Raw genomic sequence first — 23,630 nt, 5'->3', positions numbered from 1 at the left:
CCGAGGCTGAGCGCCACCGCGGCCGGAGACCGCAGGGATCCGCGTCATCGTGCTGACCACGTTTGAGATCGACGAGTACATCTTCGAGGCGCTGCGGTCCGGCGCCAGCGGCTTCCTGTCGAAGACGGTTGAGCCGCGAGGAGTTGTGCCAGGCCGTCCACGTGGTCGCCGCGGGTGAGGCGCTGCTCAGCCCGACGGTGACGCGGACCGTGATCGCGGAGCTGACGCGCCGCCCGGCGGCATCGCGAACCGCGCCGCAACGGCTGGCCGGGCTCACTGGTCGCGAGCGTGAGGTGCTGGCCATGGTGGCCGCCGGTGCGAGCAACACCGAGACAGCGCAGGCCCTGCGGATGAGCCCGCTCACCGCCAAGACTCACGTCAGCCGGATCATCACCAAGCTCGGCGTCCGGGACCGGATCCAGCTGGTGGTCCTCGCGTACGAGACCGGCCTGGTGATTCCGGGCGGCACCACCGGTCCGCCGTGACTGCCCGGCGTCGCGGTGTGAGCAGGAGCTCCGGACCATAGTCGGGTACAGCAGCCGGAACACCACGACCCAATCGTGCACCGCCCGACAAAATCGCAGCTCACAATCGGTGCGACGAGTCGTGGCGCGACACAGGGTGGTTCGTATTGTCGCGCCATTGAACACTCGGGTGATGGTGCGTGATCCGGAACTGCCGATATCGGAGTCGATTCGCGAAGAGTTGGGAGATCCCGTTCTTATTCGCCGGCTGGCCAGCAGTCCGCGTTCTGAGGTATGCCTGGTGGAGTTCGCTGGCGTGCCTGCCATTGTCAAGCGCCTTACCAGCGCGCCGGACTGTGCTGAGAGGTATCAGACCGAGGTAGCCGCCTTGCGGCTGGCCGGCCAGGTGACGCCCCGCCCGGTGGCCGGGCTGCTGGCAACCGACCCGGCCGCGGTCAAGCGACGCTGGCCGCGTCTGTCCGCCATTCCGGCAGCTCGCGACAGCCCGTTGGCTCAGTCGTGAGCAACCCGCCTGGCGGTTGTCTATGCGCCAATTGCGGCGGTGCCAAGTAGTGCCTTGAGGTCGCCGTACAGTGCCGGGCCTGGCGTTACGCGGCATGCCTTCAGGTCCAGCAGGTGGGTGCGCCCGCTGGTGCAGGCCAGCCGGACGTGTACCGGGGCGGTGCCGTGGTGGCGGGTGAGGATCTGCTTGAGCTCGTTGACGAGCTGCGGCGTCACCTGGGTGTCGCGTAGCGCCAGCACGATCGGTGTGTCGTCGCCGGTCAGGTCGAGGGGCGTCACGTCTTCGACGTGGATGCTCATCGTCTCGTCGCGGACGTTGATCCTTCCCCGGACGCTGACCACTCGGTCCTGCGCGAGTGTCGCTTCGCACCGTTCGTACGTCTTGGGAAAGGCCAGGCATTCCATCGCTGCGTCGTGGTCCTCGAGGGTGAGCACCGCCCACGCGTGCCCCTGCCTGGTGATCTTGCGTTGCAGGTCGGCGATGATGCCGCTCACCTGGACCAGGCCTTCGGTCCGGCCGGAGGTGAGCAGGTCGGCCAGGCCGATGTCGCGGTGCTGGCGGAGCACGTGTTCGGCGCCGTCGAGGGGGTGACCGGAGACGAAGAGGCCGAGCATCTCCCGCTCGTACGCGAGCAGGGTGGATCGGTCCCACTCGCCCTCCGGTACGGTCACCGCGAATTCGGCGCCGCCCAGGTCGCCGAAGAGGGAGTCTTGGCCCATGGCCTGGCTGCGTTTCACGCCGATGACCGCGTCGATCGCGTGCTCGTGGACGGCGACCAGGCTCTTGCGGTGGGCTGCATCAGTCGCAGCAGGACGCGCTGCTGAGAGGATCACCCCGGCCGCGTGGATGCCGGTGCCCCGGGTGAGCCCCTCCAGGCCGGCCGCGTTGTCCAGCACCAGGCGGACGTCCGGCTCCTGTTCGTACATGCGCCGCAGTTCGGCGGCCTCGCCGTGGCGGGAATGGCCGCTGTCGTGGATTGCCGCGAGCGGAATCTCCTTGCCGCCGGCGGCCGGCGGGAACGCCTTGGTGATGCGGTCGCCCAGCGCGTACGGCAGGCCCAGCACCCGGCAGGTATCCTTCACCGCTGCCTTGGCCTTGATAGTGCCAAACGTGACGATCTGGCACACCCGGTCCTCGCCGTAGCGCCGGGTGACATACGCGATCATCTCGTCGCGCCGGCGGTCGTCGAAGTCCAGGTCGACGTCCGGCATGGAGATCCGCTCGGGGTTGAGGAACCGTTCGAAGAGCAGCTTGTGCTCGATCGGGTCGAGCTGGGTGATCCCGGTGCAGTAGGCGACGATCGAGCCGGTCGCCGAGCCGCGGCCGGGTCCCAGCCCGATGCCCTGGTCCCGGGCGTACTGGCAGATGTCGGCCACCACGAGGAAGTAGCCGGGAAAGCCCATCGTGTCGATCACCGACAGCTCGTGGTCGATCCGTGCGAGCACCTCCGGCGACGGTGCGTCGCCGTATCGTCGGCGCGCCCCGCGCAAGGTCTCGGCGCGCAGCCAGCTGGACTCGGTCTCGCCCTCGGGCACCGGGAAGCGTGGCGTCAGGTCGCGGTGGGCGAAGATCTCGTCGTAGGCTTCGACCCGCTCGGCTACCAGCAGCGTGTTGTCGCACGCGCCGGGGACTTCGTCGTCCCAGAGCGCGCGCATCTGCTCGGCGGACTTCAGGTAGTAGCCGCTACCGCCGAACCGGAACCGGTCGGTGTCGGCCAGCTGTTTGCCGGTGCCGACGCACAGCAGCGCGTCGTGCGCGGCCGCCTGGTCCTCCGCGACATAGTGCGAGTCGTTGGTGGCCAGCGGCGGGAGCCTGAGATGTCGTGGACGGATTGGGCGTCGATGCAGCCGGCGGTCGGGTGGGGTTGCGGCCGTGTGCCACGCGTAGCTCGGTGCGGAGCTGGTTCGCCAGTTCGATGGTGGTGAGGTCGTCGGACCAGCGGGCGAGGAAGCCGTAAACGGTCCGCCAGGGCGGGAAGTCCGTGGGCAGGGCCCGCCATTTCACGCCGTTGTCGACCAGGTAGAAGATCGCATCGATGATCGCGCGGCGGTGGTGGCGTTCTGGGCGGCCGCCGCTACTGCGCTGGCAGGTTCAGACACAGCCTCTATAGGTGAATGCGACGATGGGACGGTGGACGTCAAGGGCCTGCAAGCCGGCTCACACAACACACAGATCAACCATTACGCGGCCGCCCCGCCGCCGCTCGCCTGGCCGCTGCTCGTGGGCCGCGCCCCGCTGCGCGCCGACGCCTTCCAGCCCAGAGGTGCCCTCGTCGCCGTTTCTTCGCCGGTACTGGTGGGCGACGGCGGCACGGGAAAGACCCAGCTCGCCGCCGCGCTGTTCGAGCAGGCCCGCGCCGACGGCACCGACCTCGCGGTCTGGGTCACGGCATCCTCGCGCACCGCGACGCTGACCGGCTACGCGGACGCCGCCGGCGCCCTCCGCCTCGCCACCGGCGACGTGGAGCGCGCCGCCGCCGCCTTCCTGACCTGGCTCGCCAACACCGACAAGACCTGGATCGTGGTCCTGGACGACGTCGCCGACCCCGCCGACCCCGCCGACCTGCGCGGCCTGTGGCCCGCCGGCCCGACCGGCCGCCTCGTGCTGACCACCCGCCGCCGCGACGCGGCCCTGCGCTCCCGCGGCACCGTCATCGACGTCGGCGTCTTCACCCCGGCGGAGTCGGCCGCCTACCTGACGGCCAAGCTGGACCGGGCCGACCCCGACGCCGCGACCCTGGCGGCGGACCTCGGCCACCTGCCCCTGGCCCTCGCCCAGGCCGCCGCCCTGATCGTCGACGACGCCCTGACCTGCGCCGAGTACCGCGCCCTGTTCGCCGACCGGACCAGCCGCCTGGCCGACCTGTTCCCGAACGCGACCGGCGACGACTACGACCACGAACTCGCGGCCACCTGGTCCCTGGCCGCCGACCGCGCCGACGCCCTCGCCCCGACGGGCCTGGCCCGCCCGATGCTGCTCCTGGCAGCAACCCTGGACCCCAACGGCATCCCGGAGGCGGTGCTGACCGCCCCGCGGCCTGCGCCCACCTCGGCAGCACCCCGGCCGACGCCCGCAAGACCCTCCGCAACCTGCACCGCCTCAGCCTGGTCTCACACAACGCAACCGACCCACTCCGATCGGTGCGGATGCATGCCCTGGCCCAGCGCTCTGCGTTAGAATCGTTGACGTCGGTCGCATTGCTGGACCTGCTGATGACCTGCGGCGATGCACTGCTGGAGGCATGGCCGGATGCCGCCAGGTCACGTCCGTCGGGCAATGCGTTCCTCGCCAACGGCAGCGTCTGGACGCGACACTGCGCGGCCTTGATGCGACACGACACGGCAGCCGACGGACTGGACACGGCCGCATGGGCACTGCACCCACTGACGGCGCACATCAACAGCATGCTCGGCGAGCTCGGGTATGCGAAGGACGCATGGGCGGTTTCCGCCGTGCGGGTATCACTGGCCGCTGCGGCACTGGGCGACCTGCACCCCACCACCCTCACGGCGCGCTACGAGGCCGCCTACTGGCAGGGCGAGTCCGGTGACTTCGCCGGGGCCATCGCGGCGCAGCAGTCGCTCTTGACCGACCAGGCCCGGTCACTCGGTGCCGAACACCCGAACACGCTGCGGACCAGGGGCAACCTCGCCTACTGGCGAGGACACGCCGGCGACCCCGGCCGGGCCGCTCGCGAAACCTCGGAGGTCCTCTCCATTCTAATGCGGACCCCCGACATCGAAGAATCGACGATCCTGAGCACGAGGCACAACCTGGCGCACTGGCGGGGGCTTGCCGGGGACCCGCGTGCGGCCGCGGAGGAGAGTGCGCGGCTGCTCGTCGACGCGGAGCGGGTGCCCGGGCCCGATCACCCGGACACGCTCGACACCCGCCGGGATCTCGCGCACTGGCGGGGGCTCGCCGGGGATCCGGGCGCGGCCGTCGAGGGCCTCGATGCGGTCCTCGCCGACTATGTGCGCGTGCTCGGGGCGGATCATCCCGACACGATGCAGGTGCGGGAGAACCTCGTACATTGGCGGCCTCAGGATCTCGACGCGCTGCTGGCCGACAGGACCAGGGTCCTCGGGGCCGACCATCCGCACACCGTGCGGACGCGGCGGATGCGTCAGTAGACGTCGCGGACGTAGCGCTTGTCGGCGGCGAGCTGCTTCACATAGGCCTCGGCCGCGTCCGGGGTCAGGTGGCCGTGGGCGACGGCGATCTCGCGCAGGGTCCGGTCGACGTCCTTGGCCATGCGGCTGGCGTCGCCGCAGACGTAGAAGCAGGCGCCGTCCTGGAGCCAGGACCACAGGTGGGCGCCGTGCTCGCGCATGCGGTCCTGCACGTACACCTTGTTGCGCTGGTCGCGGGAGAACGCGAGGTCCAGGCGGGTGAGGACGCCGGTGTCGCGCAGGGCGAGCAGCTCGTCGGCGTAGTAGAAGTCGGTGCCGCGGCGCTGCTCGCCGAAGAACAGCCAGTTGGCGCCGCGGGCGCCGCGCGCCTGGCGTTCCTGGAGGAAGCCGAGGAACGGCGCGACGCCGGTACCGGGGCCGACCATGATCATGGGGGTGGCAGGGTCGGCCGGTGGGCGGAAGTGCGGGGCGCGCTGGACGAAGACCGGCACCTCGCCGTCGGCGGGCAGGTCGGCGAGGAACGTCGACGCGACGCCCTTGCGGATCTGGCCGCGGCTGTTCGCGAAGCGGACCACCGACACCGTGAGGCTGACCCGGGTGGGGTCGAGCAGCGGCGTCGAGGAGATCGAGTACTGCCGCGGCTGGAGCCGCTTCAGCACGCCCGCCCACTCCTGCGCGGTCGCGTCGACGGGCCACTCGGCGATGACGTCGATCGCCTGGCGGCCCCACGTCCACTTCGCCAGCTCGCCCTGGTTGTCGGGGCGCAGCAGGGTCTTCAGGTGCGGGTCGGTGCTGCGCTCGGCGACGAACCGCAGCAGGTCCGGGCTGATCTTCGCGATCTCCAGGCGGCGGTGCAGCGCCTCGGCGAGCGGCAGCGTGCCGTGCTGGGCGACCTCGACCGGCTCGTCGGCGCGCAGGCCCGTGACCTTCAGCCACTCGTCGACCAGGTCCGGGCAGTTGACGGGCCAGACGCCGAGGGAGTCGCCGGCCTCGTACGGCAGGACGCCTTCCTCGGACTCGAACGTGAACTGCCGCACCTCCTTCGCCGAGCCGGGCAGGCTCAGCAGGCGGTTGCCGGTGAGCCGGGCCGTCACCGGCTGGTTGCGGGTCGGCACCGCCGGTGGCGCCGCCCGCCGGGCCGGCGTGGCCCGCAGCGCGGCGATGACCTGGTCGAGCCAGTCGCTGGCGGCCGGCTGGTAGTCCGGCTCGCAGTCGACGCGGGCGGTGAGCCTGGTCGCGCCGAGCTCGCTGAGCCGCGCGTCGAGGCGCCGGCCGTGGCCGCAGAAGTCGTCGTAGTTGGAGTCGCCGAACGCGAGCACGGCGTACCGGCGGTCGTCGAGCCGCGGCGTGTCCGGCCCGCCGAGCGACTGCCAGAACGCGGCGCCGTTGTCGGGCGCGTCCCCGTCGCCGAACGTGCTGGTGATGATGAGCAGGTCCGCCGGCCCGGCCAGGGTGTCGACGCCGACGTCGGCCATGCTGCGCACGCTCGCCCGCCAGCCCGCGTCGGCGAGCCGCCGGCCGACGACGCCGGCGAAGTCCTCGGCGTTGCCGGTCTGCGACGCCCACAGCACGTGGACCGCCGGGCCGGCCGGCTCCTCGGGCGCGGCCACCACGACCGGCGCGGCCGTCGGCACCCGCGAGTACCGCCCGGCGAGCAGCCCGTTCACCCACAGGGCCCGCTCGGGCAGGATCGGCGCCGACGCCGGGAGGACGGGCACGGTCGTGTGATCCGGCGGGGCGGCGACGAGCGCGTCCAGGAATCCGGCCAGATACCGCTTCTCATTGTCGGTGAGCTGCGGCTGTACCGGCGGAAGACCCAGCATCTCGCGCAGGCCCGGCTCGTCCGCGGGCAGGTCCGCGACCCTGGCCAGGGACACGGCGCAGACCTTCAGCTCCGGCTGGAACGAGATCGGGTCGACGGCGTCGTTCGTGACGGCGTTGACGCTGAGGTACTCGCCGAACAGGTCGTTCCAGTGGAACGGCGCGAAGCAGCCGCCCGGCATCACCCGGTCCGTCACGACGGCGGGCAGCACCGCGCGGCCGCGGCGGGACGCGACCTCGACCCGGTCGCCGTCGGCGATCCCGAGGCGCGCGGCGTCGGCCGGGTTCAGCTCCACGAACGGGCCGGGGTTGAGCTTGTTGAGCTTGCCGACCCGGCCGGTCTTCGTCAGCGTGTGCCACTGGTGCTGCACGCGGCCCGTGTTGAGCAGGAACGGGTAGTCGTCGTCGGGCAGCTCCGCCGCCGGCAGGTGCGGCCGCGCGAAGAAGACCGCGCGGCGGCTCGGCGTCGCGAACGCCAGTCGCGGCCGTGAGCCGTCGGGCCGCTCGTACAGGTGCTGGCTGACGCCGTCGTTGAGGTAGCGGATCGGGTTGCGGTCCCCCGCCCCCGGCGGCGCGGGCCACTGCACCGGGCCGTCGCGGAGCCGGTCATAGCTGACGCCGCGCAGGTCGTACCCGGTGGCCGGGTTCCAGAACGCCCGCAGCTCGGTGAAGATCTCCTCGGCGCTGCCGTAGTCGAAGGCGGCGCCGTATCCCAGCTCCGTCGCGATGCGGGCGATCAGCTGCCAGTCGGGCAGGGCGTCGCCGGGCGGGGTCACGGCGGGGTGCACGAGCGTCAGGTTCCGCTCGGAATTGATCATGATGCCGTCGGTCTCGCCCCAGATCGTCGCGGGGAGGATCACGTCGGCGTACGCGTTGGTCTCGGTGTCGCCGTACACGTCCTGCGTGATGACCAGCTCGGCGGCCTCGAGGCCCTCGATGACGGTGCGGCGGTTGCCCACGGACGCGACGGGGTTGGTGCAGATGATCCAGCAGGCCTTGATCTCGCCGTCGGCCATCCGCTGGAACATGTCGACGGTGCCGGTGCCGACCTCGGTGCGGATGGTGCCGCGCGGCAGCCCCCACTGGTCCTCGGCGAACGCGCGGTCCTGCTCGGCGAGCACGGAGCGCTGCCCGGGCAGGCCGGGGCCCATGTACCCCATCTCGCGGCCGCCCATGGCGTTGGGCTGGCCGGTGAGCGACAGCGGCCCGCTGCCGGTGCGGCAGATCGCCCCGGTGGCAAGGTGGAGGTTGACCAGGGCGTTCGTGTTCCAGGTGCCGTGCGTGGACTGGTTCAGCCCCATCGTCCAGCAGCTGACCCAGTTCTTCGCGGTACCGATGAGCGCCGCGGCCTCACGCAACGATTTTTCGGAAATGCCGGTTATTTCGGACACGATGGCGGTCGGGTAGTCGGCCAGGAAGGCGGGCATGGCGTCCCAGCCCTCCGTGTGCGACTCGATGAACTCCTCGTCGGTGTGGCCGGCCTCGACGAGCAGGTGCAGCAGCCCGTTCAGCAGCGCGAGGTCGGTGCCGGGGTTGACCTGCAGGAACAGGTCGGCCTTGTCGGCCGTGGCCGTGCGCCGCGGGTCGACCACGATGAGCTTCGCGCCGGCCTTCATGCGGTCGAGCATCCGCAGGAACAGGATCGGGTGGCAGTCGGCCATGTTCGCGCCGATGACGAGGAACACGTCGGCGTGGTCGAGGTCGTCGTACGAGCCGGGCGGCCCGTCCGAGCCCAGCGACAGCTTGTAGCCGCTGCCGGCGCTCGCCATGCACAGCCGCGAGTTCGACTCGATCTGGTTCGTGCCGACGAAGCCCTTCGCCAGCTTGTTCGCGAGGTACTGCGCCTCGAGGGTCATCTGCCCGGACACGTACAGCGCGACCGCGTCCGGCCCGTGCTCGTCGATGATCGCCCGCAGCCGCCGTGCGGTCTCGGTGATCGTGGCGTCGAGGTCGGCGTCCTGCGGCGCGGCGCCGCGCTCCCGGCGGACCTTCGCCGTGCCGAGCCGCCCGGGCGCCGCGAGCATGTCGGCGCTCGTCGCCCCCTTGGTGCACAACCGCCCGCGGTTGGCCGGGTGCTCCTTGTCGCCGGCCGCCTTCAGCGCGCTCCGCCGGCCGTCCGGCCCGGTCTGGATGTCCAGCACCATCCCGCAGCCGACGCCACAGTACGAACACACCGTCCTGACCTGCGTGCCGAGTGCTACCACAACCACATCCCTCCGCCCGGCCGACACCGTCGCGTCGACCGTGACGCTGCGGGCAGCCTAAGGAGAGCGCGTTACACGCACGTCACGCCGTTCATCGCCGCCCCGTTACACGTGCCCCACATCGACACCGTCCGAGCTGTGAACGAGCTCGCCGCCGTCGCGCGGCGCGCCTTGGAAGTCGCCGTCGCGCGGCGCCTCTTGGAGGTCGTCGGCGCGCGGCGCCTCTTGGAAGTCGGTCAGGTCGCGCAGCCGCCGGACGGGCGACAGGACCAGCGCGAGCGGGGCGGCCAGGGTCGCCGCGGCGAACAGCCACAGCGTCGCGCGCCCGTCCAGCGCGCCGGCCAGGGCACCCGCGACGAGGCCGCCGACGGGAATCGCGCCCCAGGACACGAACCGTACCGTGGCCATGACCCGCGGCAGCAGCTCCGGCGGGCTGGCGATCTGGCGGTAGGTCCGGGTCGTGACGCTCAGCACGACCACCCCGCCGGCGAACAGCACGTTGCCGGCGGCGAACGCCACGAACGCCGGCCAGCCGGCTCCGGCCGGCACGAGGGCCGCGCCGGCGACCGCCGCGAACCCGGCCCAGAGCAGGGCCCGGGCGGATCCGAGCCGGCCCGTGATCCGCGCCGTCAGCGCCGCGCCGACGAGGGACCCGACGCCCTCCGCGGCGAGCAGCAGGCCGACCAGCCCGGCGGGGGCGTGCAGCTCGCGCACCAGGTACAGCGGGTACACGGCCAGCTGCGCACCGCAGACGAAGTTGACGGCGGTCGCGGTCCACATGCCGGGGCCCATCACCGGATGCCGGACCACGAACCACCATCCTTCCCGGATCAGCCCCCAGGCCGGCCCCGCCCCGGCACGGACCCTGCCGCCCCGAACCGGCAGGGTCCGCAGCAGCGCGGCGGAGACGACGAAGCTGGCGGTGTCCACCAGTACCGTGGCGACGGGACCGAACAGTTGGACGCAGAACCCACCGACGGACGGCCCGCCCAGCTGGGTGGCGGCGTGCGTGGCCGACACGAGGCTGTTGCGGGCCTGCAGCCGCTCCCGCTCGACGATCTCCGGCAGGAAGGTCGCGTTGGCCACGTCGAAGATGACGTTGGCGAAGCTCACGACGAGCGCCACCGCGACCAGCTGCGGCACGCTCAGCCACCCCCACCACCAGGCGAGCGGCACCGACCCGACGGCGGCGGCCCGGGCGAGGTCCGCGCCGACCTGCACCCCGCGCAGCGGCAGCCGCTGCACGAACACCCCGGCCGGCAGCCCGATGACCAGCCACGCGAGATAGCTCGCCGCCGCGATCAGCCCCATCTCGAACGGCCCGGCGTCGAGCACCGTCAGCGCCGTCAGCGGCAGCGCGACCGCCCCGACCGCCGACCCGACGCTGCTGGTGGTCCCGGCCGCCCACCAGGTCCAGAACAGCGTCTCTTTGCGTGGCGTGGTGAGTTCCATAATGGAACGCACTATAGTCGGTAGGCATGGACCGCGCTGCCCTCGCCGACGCCGACTGCGGCATCAGCCAGGCGCTGGGCGTGATGGGCGACGGGTGGACGTTCCTGATCGTGCGGGACATCGCCGGCGGCACGACCCGCTTCGACGCACTGCAGCGCGCCCTCGGCGTGAGCCGCCGCGCCCTCACCGAGCGCCTCGCCCGGCTCGTCGAGCACGGCGTGCTGCACCGGCGGCAGTATTCGGCGCACCCGCCGCGCTACGACTACCTGCTCACCGCGAAGGGCGAAGGGCTGCTGCCCGTGCTGATCGCCCTGCAGGACTGGGGCACCCGCCACGTCATGGGCTCAGGCGCCCTGACCGCGACCGCCGCCTCTGCCCCCGACTCCACTTCCGACTCCGCTTCGGCTTCCGGCTCCGGCTCTGCTTCCGGCTCCGGCTCCGGCTTCGGCTCCGGCGAGGTGCGCAGGGTGCACGCCCTGACCGGCCGCCGCCTGCCCGCAGTCACGCTCACCGCACACGACGGCACCCCGGTCGACCTCGGCACCCCGGTCTCGTGGATGCTGCTGTACTGCTTCCCCGGCGCCTTCGCCCCGGACGCCCACGGCTACCCGCCAGGGTGGGGCAACATCCCCGGCGCGCCCGGCTGCACCCTGGAGTCGCTGACCTACGCCGACCGCCACCCGGCGTTCCTGGCGAAGGGCGTCGCGGTGCACGGCGTGAGCACCCAGCGCCCCGACCAGCTGGCCGCGTTCGCCGCCCACGCCCGCCTGCCGTTCCCGCTGCTGTCGGACCAGGACCTCAGGCTGACCGCCGGCCTGCTCCTGCCGACCTTCCGCGCCGCGGGCGTCGACCGCCTCAAGCGACTCACCCTGCTCGCCGACCCCGCGGGCGTGATCCGCGAGGTGCAGTTCCCCATCACCGACCCGGCCGCCCCGGTCGACGAGATCCTCGCCCGCATCCCGCCCCCCTGACGCTGCTTCGCGGGCGTTACAACGTGACGACGGCCCGCCCGTCGGGCCGACTGTCGGGGTCGAGCACCCAGTGCTCACGGATCGCCGCCCGGTACATCCGGTAGATCCCGTCACCGGTGACCTCTTCGATCCTGACCAGCCGCCCACCCTTCGGCACCGCCGCCGCCCCATACGCCGCCGCGACCTCCGCCACGGCCTCCCCGGTGACCTCCTCCGCCACCCCACTCATGTACACGGCGAACGCCCCACCCACCTCCACCCGCGAGTCGAACACCACCATGCTCACCTCGGGCCGCCCCGCCAGGTTCCGCGAGTGCAACGTCTCCGGCGACGACAGCCAGACAAGCTCCCGATACCCGTTCATCGTGTAGAAGACCGGCGACACCCACGGCTTCCCACCCGCGTCCGCGGTGCCCAGCACCACATACCGCCCCAAGTCCAACACACCCCGCGCAGCATCCTCAAACCCCGCCATACCAACACCGTATGCCAACCCCCGGCACCCCGCAGCCGGCCGTCACCGCGTCAAGACAAACGTGACCTCGCCCGGCCCGGCCGGATCACGAACCCACACCTCAACCTCCACCAACCCTTCGGCCACCGGAACCCAGTGGTCAACGGCACTGACCGTCATACCCACATCAAGCCCTGCCGGACCAACCTCGAGACGTCCCGTGTGCACCAGCCTCCAGCCATCGAGCAGGGGCCGCCCGTCATACACACGGACGGTCACCGCCCCGCAATCATCACTCCAGGTCGCGACCAGCATCCCGCCCAGCCCCGACACCACCGTGTGCGGTCCACCACCCCACTCCGGCACGCCGTCATCCCCACCGGTCACGGACAGCCTGATCTGGCTGTACTCGGGCTCAATGCCCACCTCGATCAGCAACTCACCTTCCGCCATCGGCTGATGATGCACGACCGCCCCCACGCAAGAAACCACGCCCGCACCCCACCCAACCCCGACGACACCAACCGCCCGCCGCAACAGGAAGAAAAGCAGAATCAGCCAGCACGGCCAGCTCCAACCGCACCACGCCCGCCCCCAAGTCCACACAGCAGGTCGCCGACGCCTCGCCCGCCCAAGTCCGGAGCCGCGACCGGGGTGACCAGGCGGCGCTCGCTGCCTCAGGTTGCCCCGACGACCGGGCTCGGACCAGGCAACGGCACTCGTCGTGGCCGTGGCCGCGGCCGGCGTGAATGCAGCACGGCCGGTGCCCGGGCCAGCCGCACACACCACGGAGCTGTGGAACCGCATCGAGCAGCGACAGCAGCCGGGAGACGCCGCAGCAAACGGGACACCCGCCACGTCGGTGATCAGATGGTGCTCGCTGCCCAGCTTGCCCCACTCGACCGGGCTCGGGCCAGGCAACGGCACTTGTCGTAGCCGTGACCACGGTCGGCGTGGATGCGGCACGGCCGGTGCCCGGACCAGCCACGCACACCGCAGAGCTATGGGACCGCGTCAAGCAGCGGCAGCAGCCGGGTAAAGCCGTTGCGGTGACCACCGGTCAGCGCCACGGCGAGCCGGACACCAGCCCGCATCCGGGATCAGGTGGCACTCGCTGCCCGACTTGCCCCGGTCGGTCGGGCTCTGGCCGGTGTGCTGCCCTCGTTGAGCGCACGCGGATGCGAGGGCCCAGCCCCGGATCGGCGAGCACGCCGGCGAGGAAACGAGGGCTGCCGCGGACAGGTCCAGCCGCTCGGCGGCACGCAGCTCGGCCAGATCAGTTCGTGCGGCTGCTGCCAGACGCCGGCCTCGTGCCGCTCCTGCAATCGCCGCCAGCAGGTAACGCCCAACCGCCGCCAGCAGGTAACGCCCAACCGCCGCCAGCAGGCAGCGCCGGAGGTGTCGAACGCCGTCGGCAACGCGTTCCGCGGCACTCCGGTCCGACCGCGAAGCCGAGTCACTCCGAAACGAGCTCGAAGGCGCAGCGCACGCGACCGTGTGCGCGGCGTTGCCGGCGCCCGGGCGGCGCGGCAGTCAGGAGCGGCAGTCAGGAAGGAAAGCGGGCAGGAACGGCGGTCAGGAAAGGAACAAGGCGGCCAGCCGGGGCAGGTGCAGCCGCATCTGCTCGTCGTCCTCGAGGTCCCACCGCTCGCCGCGGGCCGGTGACGGGCGGGTCGGCGGCGCGGTGGCTAAGGCCTCGTCGTAGCCGGACGGGGAGCCGGTGCTGCGGGTGTACGCCGTGCGGCCCACATACAGCATCGCCTCGCAGCCGAGCCAGCCCTTGCCGGTGGTCGCCATGCGCTGGACCACCGGCAGGTCGGCGAGGGAGTCGGGGTCGGCGACGGCGGCGTCGAACGCGGACCGGCCCTGCAACATCAGGCCGGCCCGGAAGTCCATGAAGCCGTCGTCGCCGCAGCCGCCCTCGATGAGATAGGCGGCGGCCCACAGCGGGGCCAGATACGCCGCGTCGAACACCGCCGAGAAGCAGCGCCCGAACGCGACGATCGACACGGGTGGCAGGGCCGCGACCCGGGACAGCACCTCATCCGGCAGCGGGTCGTCGGCCGAGTCACGATCCCCCGCCGACGACCCGCACGCCGCCCTCGCCGCCTCGATCAGGCCCCACCACTCCCGCAACTCCATGACCGACACGCTAGCCCCGGGGTACGACAAAAACGCCGCTACTCGAAGCGCAGCCCATCGGGGCGCATGAGGCGCCACAGTGCGGGCAGGCTCGCGGTGGTGACGAGGAGGACCACCCCGCCGGCGATGCCGCACACGATCGCGATGCCGGTCACGTCGGCGTGGAAGGGCACGTCGACGGTGGCCAGGAGCATGGCGCCCAGGCCCAGGCCGAGGCCGCTCGCCAGCACCAGGCCCAGGACGACCGGGAACAGGGTCTGCCAGAGGATCGACCAGCCCAGCGTGGAGCGGCGGGCGCCGAAGGCGACCAGCGCGGCCAGGGTGCGCCGCCGCTCGCGCAGCTGCTCGATCGTGCCGACGAGCAGGCTCAGCCCGACGAGCAGGAGGGTGACGGCCGATCCGGCGAACAGGCCGCGGCGGATGCTCATGAACGTGCTGTCGCGCACCTTCGAGCGCAGGATCGACACGTCCATGGCCGGGCTGATGGCCATCGCCGCGTTGCGCAGCCGCTCCTCGGCGTCCAGGCCGGCGGCCGGGTCCAGGTGGACGTAGGACTCGAAGGTGGGCTCCGCGCGGGCGGCCGGCGCGGCGGCGGGCGTGACGAGGATGCCCTCGACGTCCTGGCCCCACGGGTCCTTGCGGGCCTGCGCCCGGTGCGCCGTCGCCGGCACGGTCCACTGTGGACCTTGCGGGGTGGCGGACGGGTCGCCCATGCGCACGGTCCCGCCGATGAGGTCGGGACGGTCCAGCACGAACACGTCGCCGTCCGCGCAGCTCTCCAGCGCGGCCATCTCGCGCAGCACGTCGCAGTCGCCGACCCGCACTCCCACGAAGTCGTCGTCGCTGATGGAGGCGATGTCCCTCCTGTACGTGCGGACCGACGTCACTCCGGCGGCCCGCAGCTTCGTGTCGATCCCGGCGGCGTCCTTGGCCGTCGTGATCGGGGACACGGTGAGCAGCGTGACCGCCTGCGCACGGGTCGGGTCCTGCCCGGTGTTGATGGTGAACTCGGACTCGGCTGCGGCGAAGAGCATCTGCAGCGCGATCGTGCCGGCCGCCGCGACCGCGATGGCGCCGACGGCCCGCACGGAGCTGCCGCCGGACAGTTGCAGGCGGCGCACCGCCATCTGCCACGACACGCTCCCGCCGGCGCCGAGGCGGCCGACCAGCCGGTCGAAGACCCACGGCAGCAGCAGCGCCACGCCGAGCAGCAGCAGCGACACCCCGCCGACCGCCTGCCACGGGTTGAACTCGCCGTGCTTGCCGGTCAGCGGCGCAAGCAGGCCGGCACCGGCGAGCGGGACGAGCACCCGCCACCACAGGCGCCGGTGGGTGCGGGAGGTGGCGCGGCGCACGACGCCGAGCGGTTCGACGACCACCCGGCGCATCGCCACGAGGGTCATCGCCAGCGCGGCCACCGGGACGGCCACGACGAGCAGTGCGAGCAGCGGCAGCGGCGGGTGTACGTCGGAGCCGTACACGCTGAGGTCGGCGATCTCGAACACCTCGACGAACTGCCGGCCGGCGAGGAAGAAGGCGCCGCCGGCGAGCAGGCCGAGGGTCGCGCTGATCACCGCCTCGCCGCCGGCGATCCGGCGGGTCATGGCACCGTCGGCGCCGACGAGCCGGACGGCGGCGAGCCTGCGGTCGCGCTGCTCGCCGCCGAAGCGGGTGGCGGCGGCCACGAACATCGCCACCGGCATGAGCAGCACCACGAAGATGACCACGACCAGCATGAGCAGGAACGGGTCCAGCGGACGGTGCACGCTGCGGCTGCCGTACGAGTCGATGCGCTGGACCTGCGGCTGGCCGAGCGCCAGGTCGCCGCGCACGGCGTAGAACACCAGCTCGCTCGGCCCGGAGAGACCGGCCTTGCCGATCGTGCCCGCCACGGTGCCGGGCATCCGGTCGCGCAGCAGCGCGCCGTCGGAGGAGGCCAGCAGGTCCCGCAGCGCCGGCGACACGAGCATCGTGCCGGGCGCCGGCATCGCCTGCACGCCGGGCGGCAGCACCGGGTGGGCGCCGTCGGCACGGACGAGCCGGCCACGGACGTTCTTGCCGTGGAATGAGGTCGCGAGGTTCAGCGTCAGCACGGTCGTGTCCCCGGCCGGCACCTCGTCGCCACCGTACCGGTCGTCGTCGCGGGCGGCGGTGCGGTCGCTGCGCGCGTCGAGCATCGTCGGGATGGACACCGACAGCAGCAGCACCGCGACGCCGAGGCCGACGCCGACGGCGGTGAGCGCGGTGCGCAGCAGTCCCTCCCGGCCGCCGCTGAGCGCGAGCCGGACCCCGAGGCCGATCTCCGTCGCCCAGCGCCGCAGCCGGCCGGCCCGCACGGGACCGCCCTCCGGCGCGTGCCGGCCGCCGCCGCCGAGCGCCACGGACGGCGTGTCGATGGCACTCATGCCGCCACCTCCGCTACGCTCCGGCGTCGGCCTGAGCCAACGCTGCAACACTGATTCGCGGCTCCTCCGCTGCGCTCCGGACCACTCATGCCGCCACCCCGCCGTACACCGCGATCATGACTGCCTCGCCAGGTCGAGGGCCTTGCCGTCGCGGACGACGATCTCGCGGTCGGCGTAGGCGGCGACGCGGGCCTCGTGCGTCACGAGCACGACGGCGGCGCCGGTGTCCCGCGCCGCCTCGGTGAACAGGCGCATGACCCGCTCGCCGTTGAGGGAGTCCAGGGCGCCGGTCGGCTCGTCGGCGAAGACGACCCGCGCGCCGGTGACGAGCGCCCGGGCGACGGCGACGCGCTGCCCCTGGCCGCCGGACACCTCGCCGGGCCGCTTGCCGGCCACGTCGGTGATCTCCAGGCGCTCCAGCCACCCGGCGGCGCGCCGCTGGGCGTCCTTGCGCCGGTGGCCGGACAGGCGCAGCGGCAGCGCCACGTTCTCCAGGCAGGTCAGCTCGGGCACCAGCTGGCCGAACTGGAACACGAAGCCGAACTCGCCGCGCCGCAGCGCGCTGCGCCGGGCGTCGGACATCGCCGACAGCTCCTGGTCGCGGTAGAGGACCTGCCCGCCGTCGGGGCGGACGATCCCGGCGAGGCAGTGCAGCAGGGTCGACTTGCCGGAGCCGGACGGCCCCATCACGGCGACGACCTCACCGGCCGCGACCGACATGGAGGCGCCCGACAAGGCCTGTGTGGATCCGAACGACTTCGTCAGGGACACGGCGGAGAGCATCAGGCACGCACCTTCCGGGCCAGGTCGTCGAGGCGGGCGGCGGTGAGCTCCAGCCAGCGCAGGTCGGCCTCCAGGTGGAACAGGGCGTGGTCGCAGATCAGCTGGTCGGCGAGGTCACCGCCGGTCTTGCGGCGGGTCAGCTCGCGCATGAGGCGCAGGTGCTCGGCCCGCTGCGTGTCCAGCAGCTCGGCGGCGGGGCGGCCGGTCAGCAGCGCGAGGATCACCTTCATGTAGAGGGTGTTCTGCAGGTACGGCTCGGGCTTCTCCGGCGAGGCGAGCCACTGCTCGACGTCCGTGACGCCGGCCTGGGTGATCGCGTAGCGCTTGCGGTCGGGGCCCTCGCCGGGCTCGACGCTGTCGACGGTGACCAGGCCATGCTTCAGCAGCCGGGACAGGGTCGAGTAGACCTGCCCGTAGGCGAGGGGGCGGTCGCTGCCGAACCGCTCGTCGTAGGCCCGCTTCAGGTCGTAACCGTGGCGGGGCTGGGACTCGAGCAGCCCCAGAAACGCTTGACCGATGGACATGGGGGCGACTGTACACCATGTGTATACCTACGTTGTATACACACGTTGTAGAGCCATTGAGCTGGGCGGATGAGCAGAACGTCTCATGCGTTTGGAGGAGGTGATGTGCCAACCGCCGCAGTGCTGAGTGGCCTGGGTCACAGTGCAACCGTTTTGTCCAATTCGGCCGGCATGTCGCTCGGTAGGTTCGCCCGGACACGCCGCTGATCACCCAATTTCTCCCCCCTGGAGGAACGGTGACGCGGGTGCTGCAAACCCGACCGAGAAGGAGAGCCGGTGCGCCTGCCGACCCTGTCCAACAAGGCCAAACTCGCTGCCATCGCGGCGATCGTGGCGGTCCCCGCCGTCGCCCTGCCGATCGCGTTCGCCTCCAAGGACGGCGGCCTGCCCGGCGTCGGCTCCGGTGGAGCCGACGCCGCCTACGCGTTCCCCGCCACCCCTGACCACATCCCCGACACCCCGGTGCGGGTCAACCAGGTGGGTTACCTGCCCAACGGCCCGAAGCAGGCCACCGTCGTCAGCGACTCGAGCACCCCGCTGTCGTGGCAGCTCAAGGACAAGGCCGGCGCCGTCGTCGCCTCCGGCAAGACCACCCCGCACGGTATGGACCCCAGCTCCGGCCAGAACACCCACACCGTCGACTTCAGCTCCTACAAGGGCAGCGGCAGCACGTACACCCTGGAGGTCGACGGCAAGGCCAGCCTGCCGTTCGACCTCGACCCGAAGGCCTACCGCCAGCTCGCGATCGACGCCATGTCGTTCTACTACCCGCAGCGCAGCGGCATCGCGATCGACAACAAGATCGCGCCCGGCTACGGCCGCGCCGCGGGCCACACCGCGGAGACCCCGAACGGCGGCGACACCAAGGTGCCGTGCGCGCCCGGCTCCTGCGACTACACCCTCGACGTGACCGGCGGTTGGTACGACGCCGGCGACCACGGCAAGTACGTCGTCAACGGCGGCATCTCCGTCGCGCAGCTCATGAGCTCCTACGAGCGCTCCCCGAAGGCGGCGAAGGCGCGCGCCCTGCGCCAGCCCGAGACCGGCGGCAAGGCCCCTGACGTGCTCAACGAGGCCCGCTGGGAGCTCGACTTCCTCATGAAGATGCAGGTCCCGGCCGGGCAGAAGCTCGCCGGCATGGCACACCACAAGGTCCAGGACGTCGCCTGGACCGGGCTGCCGACCGACCCGGCCGCCGACACGCAGCAGCGGGTGCTCAAGCCGCCGTCGACCGCCGCGACCCTCAACCTGGCCGCCGCGGCGGCGCAGGGCGCCCGGGTGTTCAAGGCGTACGACCCGGCCTACGCCGAGAAGCTGCTGACCTCGGCCCGCGCCGCGTTCGCGGCGGCGCAGGCGAACCCGAAGGTCTACGCACCGGACTCCGACTCCACGGGCGGCGGCGCGTACGGTGACACCGACGTCGACGACGAGTTCTACTGGGCGGCGGCGGAGCTGTACATCACCACCGGCGAGAAGAAGTTCTCCGACGTCGTGACCGCGTCGCCGGTGCACAAGTCCGACGTCTTCGCCAACGCGTTCGACTGGCGCGCCGTCGGCGCCCTCGGCCGGCTCGACCTGGCGACGATCGACAACAAGCTGGGCGACCGGGAGCGGGTGAAGGCCAGCGTCGTCGCCGGTGCCGACAAGCACCTCGCCACGCTCACCTCGCAGGCGTACGGCCAGGCGTACGCGCCAAACGGCGGCTACGACTGGGCGTCCAACAGCCAGATGCTCAACAACCTCGCGGTCGTCGGCACCGCGTTCGACCTCACCGGTGAGGCGAAGTACCGCGACGGCGTGCTGACCGGCATGGACTACATCTTCGGCCGCAACGCGCTCAACCAGTCCTACGTGACCGGCTACGGCGAGAAGGCGTCGAAGAACCAGCACAGCCGCTGGTACGCCAAGCAGCTCGACCCGAAGCTGCCCAACCCGCCGCGCGGCACGCTCGCCGGTGGACCGAACTCCTCGCTGCAGGACGAGGTCGCCTCGGCGGCGCTGAAGGGCTGCAAGCCGCAGCTGTGCTACCTCGACGACATCAAGTCGTGGTCGACGAACGAGCTGACCATCAACTGGAACTCGTCGCTGTCCTGGGTCGCCTCCTTCGCGGCCGACCAGACCGCCTGACCGCCTGACCTCCTGACCGACGGGCCCGGCCGATCACCACGATCGGCCGGGCCCGTTCGTCGTCGGCCGCTGCGGCGGTCACTCCGATGCCTGGGGCCATTCGTCGCCCCACTGGGCGTCCCGGGCCTGCTTGTACCGCGGACCCTCCCGCTTGGAGACGAGCGTCGGGCCGACCGTGGTGTCCGGGTTGCAGACCTGCAGCGTGACCAGCCCTTTGCGGAACGCGGGGTGCCGCACCACCCGCCCCCGCTCGTTCGGGGCCGCCACGTCTGTCGTGACCGCCACGTCTTTCGTGACCGCCACGTCTTTCGTGACCGCCACGTCTTTCGTGACCGCCACGTAGGAGAACTTCTCGTCCTCGTAGCCGAGCTCGGCGGCCTTGAGCCGGCGGTGCAGCGCGGAGCGGTTGATGCGGGCGGTGAAGTGGCACCAGTCCTTGCCCGTCATCCCGCACGCCTGCTGGTGCGGGCACGGCGCGGCAACGGTCCAGCCACCGGCGATGAGGCGGTCTCTCGCGTCGAGGATTCGCCGGTACCCCAGCGGGGTCCCCGGCTCGACGATGACCACCGCCTGCTCCGCCGCCGCGCCGGCCGCCTCGACGAGGTCGCGCTGGGCGTCCTCGGTGAGCTCGCCCAGCACGTACGACACCAGCACCATGTCCACAGTGGACAACGGCTCGCCGAGGTGCCACTCCTGCCACGTGGCCCGCGGGAGCATGCGCTGGCCGAGCTTCAGCGCCTCCGGCACCTGGTCGAGGACGGTCATCTCCTGGATGCCCGGGAACTGCTCCAGGGCCGCCCAGGTCGCCGCGCCCGAGCCGCCGCCGACGTCGAGGATGCTGCGCGGGTCGACCCTCTCCCCGAGCTGCGCCAGCACGGCCCCTACGGCGGCGTGGGTGGCCGGCATCCGGTAGGCGGCGTACGCGGTGGCGTCGACCATGTTGCGGATCAGCGGCTCGTCGGCGGGGCGGCCGCTGCGGTAGTCGGCGATGAGGCGCTGCACCGACTCGGCGAGCCGCTTCGGCGGGACGGGCTCCAACAGCCGGTCCAGGGCTTCTCTGAGGTCCGTCACTGCCGTGCCGCCTTCCTTGCCGTCATGGTCCAGAACCAGCGTTGGGCGAGCAGGGTCAGCACGCCCGCGGTGATGATGGCCGCCAGGTTCAGCAGCAGCTGCACCGCCGAGCCGAGCGCTTCGTCGGGCACCCAGTACGCGATGGCGACGGCGATGTTGGCGGCCGCCGGCACGGTCGTCACCGAGATGAGGACGCCGATCAGCGGGCCGGCCTTCGACGACGTCAGCGACAGCATGCCGGCGACGCCGGCGAGGAAGCCGACCACCCAGGACAGGGCGTCGGGGCGCCAGATGAAGTCCGTCATCGGCCGCTCCTGCAGCAGCATGCTCCGCTCGACCAGGCCGGCGAGGTCGAGCAGGAACGTCGCGCCGACCGTCGCGAGCATCGCCGTCACGAAGCCGACCGACAGGGCGAGCGCGGACTTTTTCAAGAATGTCGGCCTTCTTCGGACAATTCCGACGCACAGTGCGGCGAGGGGGCCGAACTCGGGGCCGACCACCATCGCGCCGACGATGAGGATCGGCTGGTCGAACAGCACACCGATGCCCGCGATGATCGCCGCGATGGCGAACATCAGCAGGTACGTGCCGGACAGCTCCGTCTCGTCGCCCGTCTTCTGCTCGATCTCGTCCCAGACGACCGCGTCGCCGGCCAGCCCGGGCGCGGCGTCGGCCGCGGCGGCCGCCACGTGCGACAACGCCACGTCGACCTGGTCGATCGCGATCGAACCGGTCTCGTGGATCTTCAGCTTGCGCAGCGCCGACAACACCGGGCTGCCGGCCTCCCGGACGACGTCGCAGAGCACCAGGTCGCCGTCGGGCTGGCGGGCCGCGCCGGGCAGCACGACCAGGTTGGTCGCGCCGGGGGCGGCCTCGATGATCCGGACGACGTCCTCGGTCCGGTCCGGTGGGGAGATGACCCGCAGATGCAGCACGCCTGCGATTTTTGTCGGTGGTCGTCGCTACGCTGTCGGCGCCCCCTCGTTGGTTCGTACTTGAAAGGCCGTGACCGATGCCCCAGACGACCTATCTCGAGCTGTCCGAGGACAGCGGCAGCGCCCACAAGTTCTATGAGGTGACCGTCGACGGCGCCGAGATGTCGATCCGCTATGGCCGCATCGGCGACCCCGGCACCCTGAAGACCACCACCTACCCCGACCACGCGAAGGCAACCGCCGAGGCCGCGAAGAAGATCGGCGAGAAGACCCGCAAGGGCTATGCCCCGGCCGTCGCCGGCCAGCGCGCCAAGCGTTCCGTCTCCCGCCGCGTGATCGTCAGCGTCCGCTCCACCGCGAAGACCGCGCCGCTCCTGTGGCGTTACAAGTCGGGCTCCTCCGCCTTCGGCATCTTCGTCGACGACCGCGTCTGCATGGTCGGCAACGAGGCCGGCGTCGTCACCACCCTCACCCACGACGCCCAGGTCGAGCGCCAGTTCCAGCTCCCCGACGGGGTGAAGTGCATCGTCGCCGACGACGACTGGCTCTATGCCGGCTGCGACGACGGCAACGTCTACGACCTCTCCGGCAAGGTCCCGCGCCTGGCCTACTCCATCGCCCCCGACATCGACATCTACTGGCTCGACATCCACGACGGCGTCCTCGGCGTCGCCGACGCCAAGGGCGGCATCTGCAGCATCGACCACGAGGACGACTTCCTCTGGCGCCGCCAGGGCAACGGCTCCAGCGGCTGGATGGTCCGCTGCGACGACAACGCCGTGCACCACGGCCACAGCAAGGGCGTCACCAGCTATGACTGGCGCACCGGCAAGGAGCTGTGGAACCAGCCCACCCGCGGCGCCGTCCTCTTCGGCTGGCAGGAGCGCGACACGCTCTATGCAGGCATGTCGTCCAACTCGGTCCTGTCCTTCACCAAGAGCGGTGAGACCGCCGTCACGTACCGCTGCGACAACACCATCTACTCCTGCGCCGCCGCCCCCGACGGCCGCTACGTCTTCGCCGGCGACTCCAGCTCCTCGGTGTATTGCTTCGCGGCCGACGGCACCCGGCTGTGGAAGCTCGGCACCGGCTGCGGCAGCGCCTACTCGATGCAGTATCACGCCGAGCGGCTCTACATCGTCACCACCGACGGCTCCCTGGCCTGCATCGACGCCAGCGAGGAGGCCGTCCGCGCCGCCGAGCAGGGCGTCGTCCCCGAGTATGTCGACGTCAAGGCCCCCCGCATGGAGGCCGTCGCCCCCTCCACCACCGTCGAGGTCGCCACCGACCCCAGCGACGGCATCATCGTCGAGTGCTTCGAGGAGGGCGGCCGCCTGCGCATCCGCGTCGTCTCCCCCGGCTACCACCGAGACTGGCAGGTCCAGTTCCCCAAGGGCATCCGCGAGGCCAACGCCCGCTACGTCGTCCCCGAGATCCGCGAAGCCTCCCGCGGCGGCTTCTACCGCGCCCACGGCGACATCCGCCGCCTCGTCTGACCCACCGCCTCTTCCGCCACCGACGCGCGCCGGCCCCCGGCCCCCGCCGGCGCGGCCCCCCGCCCCGCCGGCGCCGGCCACCCCCCCCCCCCGCCCACACACACCCCCCCCCCGCCCGCACCGCC

Annotated in this window: 17 protein-coding genes and 2 pseudogenes; 7 read left to right on the top strand and 12 right to left on the bottom strand. The window is 71.8% G+C overall.

Going from position 1 to position 23,630, the window contains the following annotated elements; all coding sequences use genetic code 11:
* Nucleotides 1-34: 34 nt before the first annotated feature.
* Nucleotides 35-485: pseudogene (locus AB0J72_RS35780) on the top strand (response regulator transcription factor); the annotation flags it as partial.
* A 157-nt stretch (nt 486-642) separates the two neighbouring features.
* A complete protein-coding gene (locus AB0J72_RS35775) occupies nt 643-987 on the top strand; it encodes a hypothetical protein (RefSeq protein WP_363406696.1) in 345 nt (114 codons plus the stop codon).
* Between the two features lie 20 nt (nt 988-1,007).
* On the opposite strand, the gene AB0J72_RS35770 is transcribed toward AB0J72_RS35775, so the two are convergent.
* Together AB0J72_RS35770 and AB0J72_RS35765 are read right to left on the bottom strand one after the other, a co-directional pair.
* Nucleotides 1,008-2,642, bottom strand: a complete 1,635-nt coding sequence (locus tag AB0J72_RS35770) for an OB-fold nucleic acid binding domain-containing protein (protein WP_363406693.1) — start codon at nt 2,640-2,642, stop codon at nt 1,008-1,010.
* A 274-nt stretch (nt 2,643-2,916) separates the two neighbouring features.
* Nucleotides 2,917-3,057: pseudogene (locus AB0J72_RS35765) on the bottom strand (transposase); the annotation flags it as partial.
* Between the two features lie 60 nt (nt 3,058-3,117).
* Between AB0J72_RS35765 and AB0J72_RS35760 the strand changes: the two are divergent.
* Together AB0J72_RS35760 and AB0J72_RS35755 are read left to right on the top strand one after the other, a co-directional pair.
* Nucleotides 3,118-4,164 carry an NB-ARC domain-containing protein gene (locus tag AB0J72_RS35760; RefSeq protein WP_363406690.1) on the top strand — a complete coding sequence of 349 codons (1,047 nt, stop codon included), beginning with the start codon at nt 3,118-3,120 and terminating at the stop codon, nt 4,162-4,164.
* Nucleotides 4,134-5,120, top strand: coding sequence for a tetratricopeptide repeat protein (locus AB0J72_RS35755; RefSeq protein WP_363406687.1), 987 nt, complete (start codon nt 4,134-4,136; stop codon nt 5,118-5,120). The genes AB0J72_RS35760 and AB0J72_RS35755 overlap by 31 nt, the downstream gene beginning before the upstream one ends.
* On the opposite strand, the gene AB0J72_RS35750 is transcribed toward AB0J72_RS35755, so the two are convergent.
* Nucleotides 5,114-9,115: a bifunctional nitrate reductase/sulfite reductase flavoprotein subunit alpha gene (locus tag AB0J72_RS35750; RefSeq protein ID WP_363406684.1), complete on the bottom strand. Its 4,002-nt coding sequence runs from the start codon at nt 9,113-9,115 to the stop codon at nt 5,114-5,116. The two genes, AB0J72_RS35755 and AB0J72_RS35750, sit on opposite strands and share 7 nt — an antisense overlap.
* 135 nt (nt 9,116-9,250) lie before the next feature.
* Nucleotides 9,251-10,597: an MFS transporter gene (locus AB0J72_RS35745; RefSeq protein WP_363406681.1), complete on the bottom strand. Its 1,347-nt coding sequence runs from the start codon at nt 10,595-10,597 to the stop codon at nt 9,251-9,253.
* A gap of 26 nt (nt 10,598-10,623) precedes the next feature.
* Here AB0J72_RS35745 and AB0J72_RS35740 point away from each other — a divergent pair, with 26 nt between their 5' ends.
* Nucleotides 10,624-11,568, top strand: coding sequence for a winged helix-turn-helix transcriptional regulator (locus AB0J72_RS35740; protein WP_363406678.1), 945 nt, complete (start codon nt 10,624-10,626; stop codon nt 11,566-11,568).
* Nucleotides 11,569-11,584: 16 nt separating this feature from the next.
* On the opposite strand, the gene AB0J72_RS35735 is transcribed toward AB0J72_RS35740, so the two are convergent.
* The 6 genes from AB0J72_RS35735 to AB0J72_RS35710 form a co-directional block, all read right to left on the bottom strand.
* The gene (locus AB0J72_RS35735; protein WP_363406675.1) at nt 11,585-12,043 is read right to left on the bottom strand and encodes a pyridoxamine 5'-phosphate oxidase family protein; all 459 of its coding nucleotides are present in this window, start codon (nt 12,041-12,043) and stop codon (nt 11,585-11,587) included.
* A gap of 42 nt (nt 12,044-12,085) precedes the next feature.
* Nucleotides 12,086-12,475 carry a hypothetical protein gene (locus tag AB0J72_RS35730; RefSeq protein ID WP_363406672.1) on the bottom strand — a complete coding sequence of 130 codons (390 nt, stop codon included), beginning with the start codon at nt 12,473-12,475 and terminating at the stop codon, nt 12,086-12,088.
* A 1,122-nt stretch (nt 12,476-13,597) separates the two neighbouring features.
* Complete coding sequence (locus AB0J72_RS35725) at nt 13,598-14,164, bottom strand: DUF4240 domain-containing protein (protein WP_363406669.1); 567 nt, start codon at nt 14,162-14,164, stop codon at nt 13,598-13,600.
* 38 nt (nt 14,165-14,202) lie between these two features.
* Nucleotides 14,203-16,569 (bottom strand): FtsX-like permease family protein, encoded by a 2,367-nt coding sequence (locus tag AB0J72_RS35720; protein WP_363406666.1) that lies wholly within the window; start codon nt 16,567-16,569, stop codon nt 14,203-14,205.
* A 114-nt stretch (nt 16,570-16,683) separates the two neighbouring features.
* Complete coding sequence (locus tag AB0J72_RS35715; RefSeq protein WP_344498341.1) at nt 16,684-17,352, bottom strand: ABC transporter ATP-binding protein; 669 nt, start codon at nt 17,350-17,352, stop codon at nt 16,684-16,686.
* A complete protein-coding gene (locus AB0J72_RS35710; RefSeq protein WP_344498339.1) occupies nt 17,352-17,876 on the bottom strand; it encodes a PadR family transcriptional regulator in 525 nt (174 codons plus the stop codon). Before AB0J72_RS35710 ends, AB0J72_RS35715 begins: the two co-directional genes overlap by 1 nt.
* 276 nt (nt 17,877-18,152) lie before the next feature.
* Here AB0J72_RS35710 and AB0J72_RS35705 point away from each other — a divergent pair, with 276 nt between their 5' ends.
* On the top strand, nt 18,153-20,003 hold the full coding sequence (locus AB0J72_RS35705) for a glycoside hydrolase family 9 protein (RefSeq protein ID WP_363406662.1): 1,851 nt from the start codon (nt 18,153-18,155) through the stop codon (nt 20,001-20,003).
* Between the two features lie 78 nt (nt 20,004-20,081).
* On the opposite strand, the gene AB0J72_RS35700 is transcribed toward AB0J72_RS35705, so the two are convergent.
* Both AB0J72_RS35700 and AB0J72_RS35695 read right to left on the bottom strand, forming a co-directional pair.
* Nucleotides 20,082-21,074, bottom strand: coding sequence for a small ribosomal subunit Rsm22 family protein (locus AB0J72_RS35700; RefSeq protein WP_363406659.1), 993 nt, complete (start codon nt 21,072-21,074; stop codon nt 20,082-20,084).
* Nucleotides 21,071-22,009, bottom strand: coding sequence for a DUF389 domain-containing protein (locus AB0J72_RS35695; RefSeq protein WP_363406656.1), 939 nt, complete (start codon nt 22,007-22,009; stop codon nt 21,071-21,073). The genes AB0J72_RS35700 and AB0J72_RS35695 overlap by 4 nt, the downstream gene beginning before the upstream one ends.
* Nucleotides 22,010-22,086: 77 nt before the next feature.
* Here AB0J72_RS35695 and AB0J72_RS35690 point away from each other — a divergent pair, with 77 nt between their 5' ends.
* Nucleotides 22,087-23,505 (top strand): WGR domain-containing protein, encoded by a 1,419-nt coding sequence (locus AB0J72_RS35690; protein ID WP_363406653.1) that lies wholly within the window; start codon nt 22,087-22,089, stop codon nt 23,503-23,505.
* Nucleotides 23,506-23,630 lie beyond the last annotated feature (125 nt).

Source organism: Dactylosporangium sp. NPDC049742, assembly GCF_040674675.1.
GTDB lineage: Bacteria > Actinomycetota > Actinomycetes > Mycobacteriales > Micromonosporaceae > Dactylosporangium > Dactylosporangium maewongense.
This window is presented reverse-complemented; position numbering and strand designations above follow the sequence as displayed.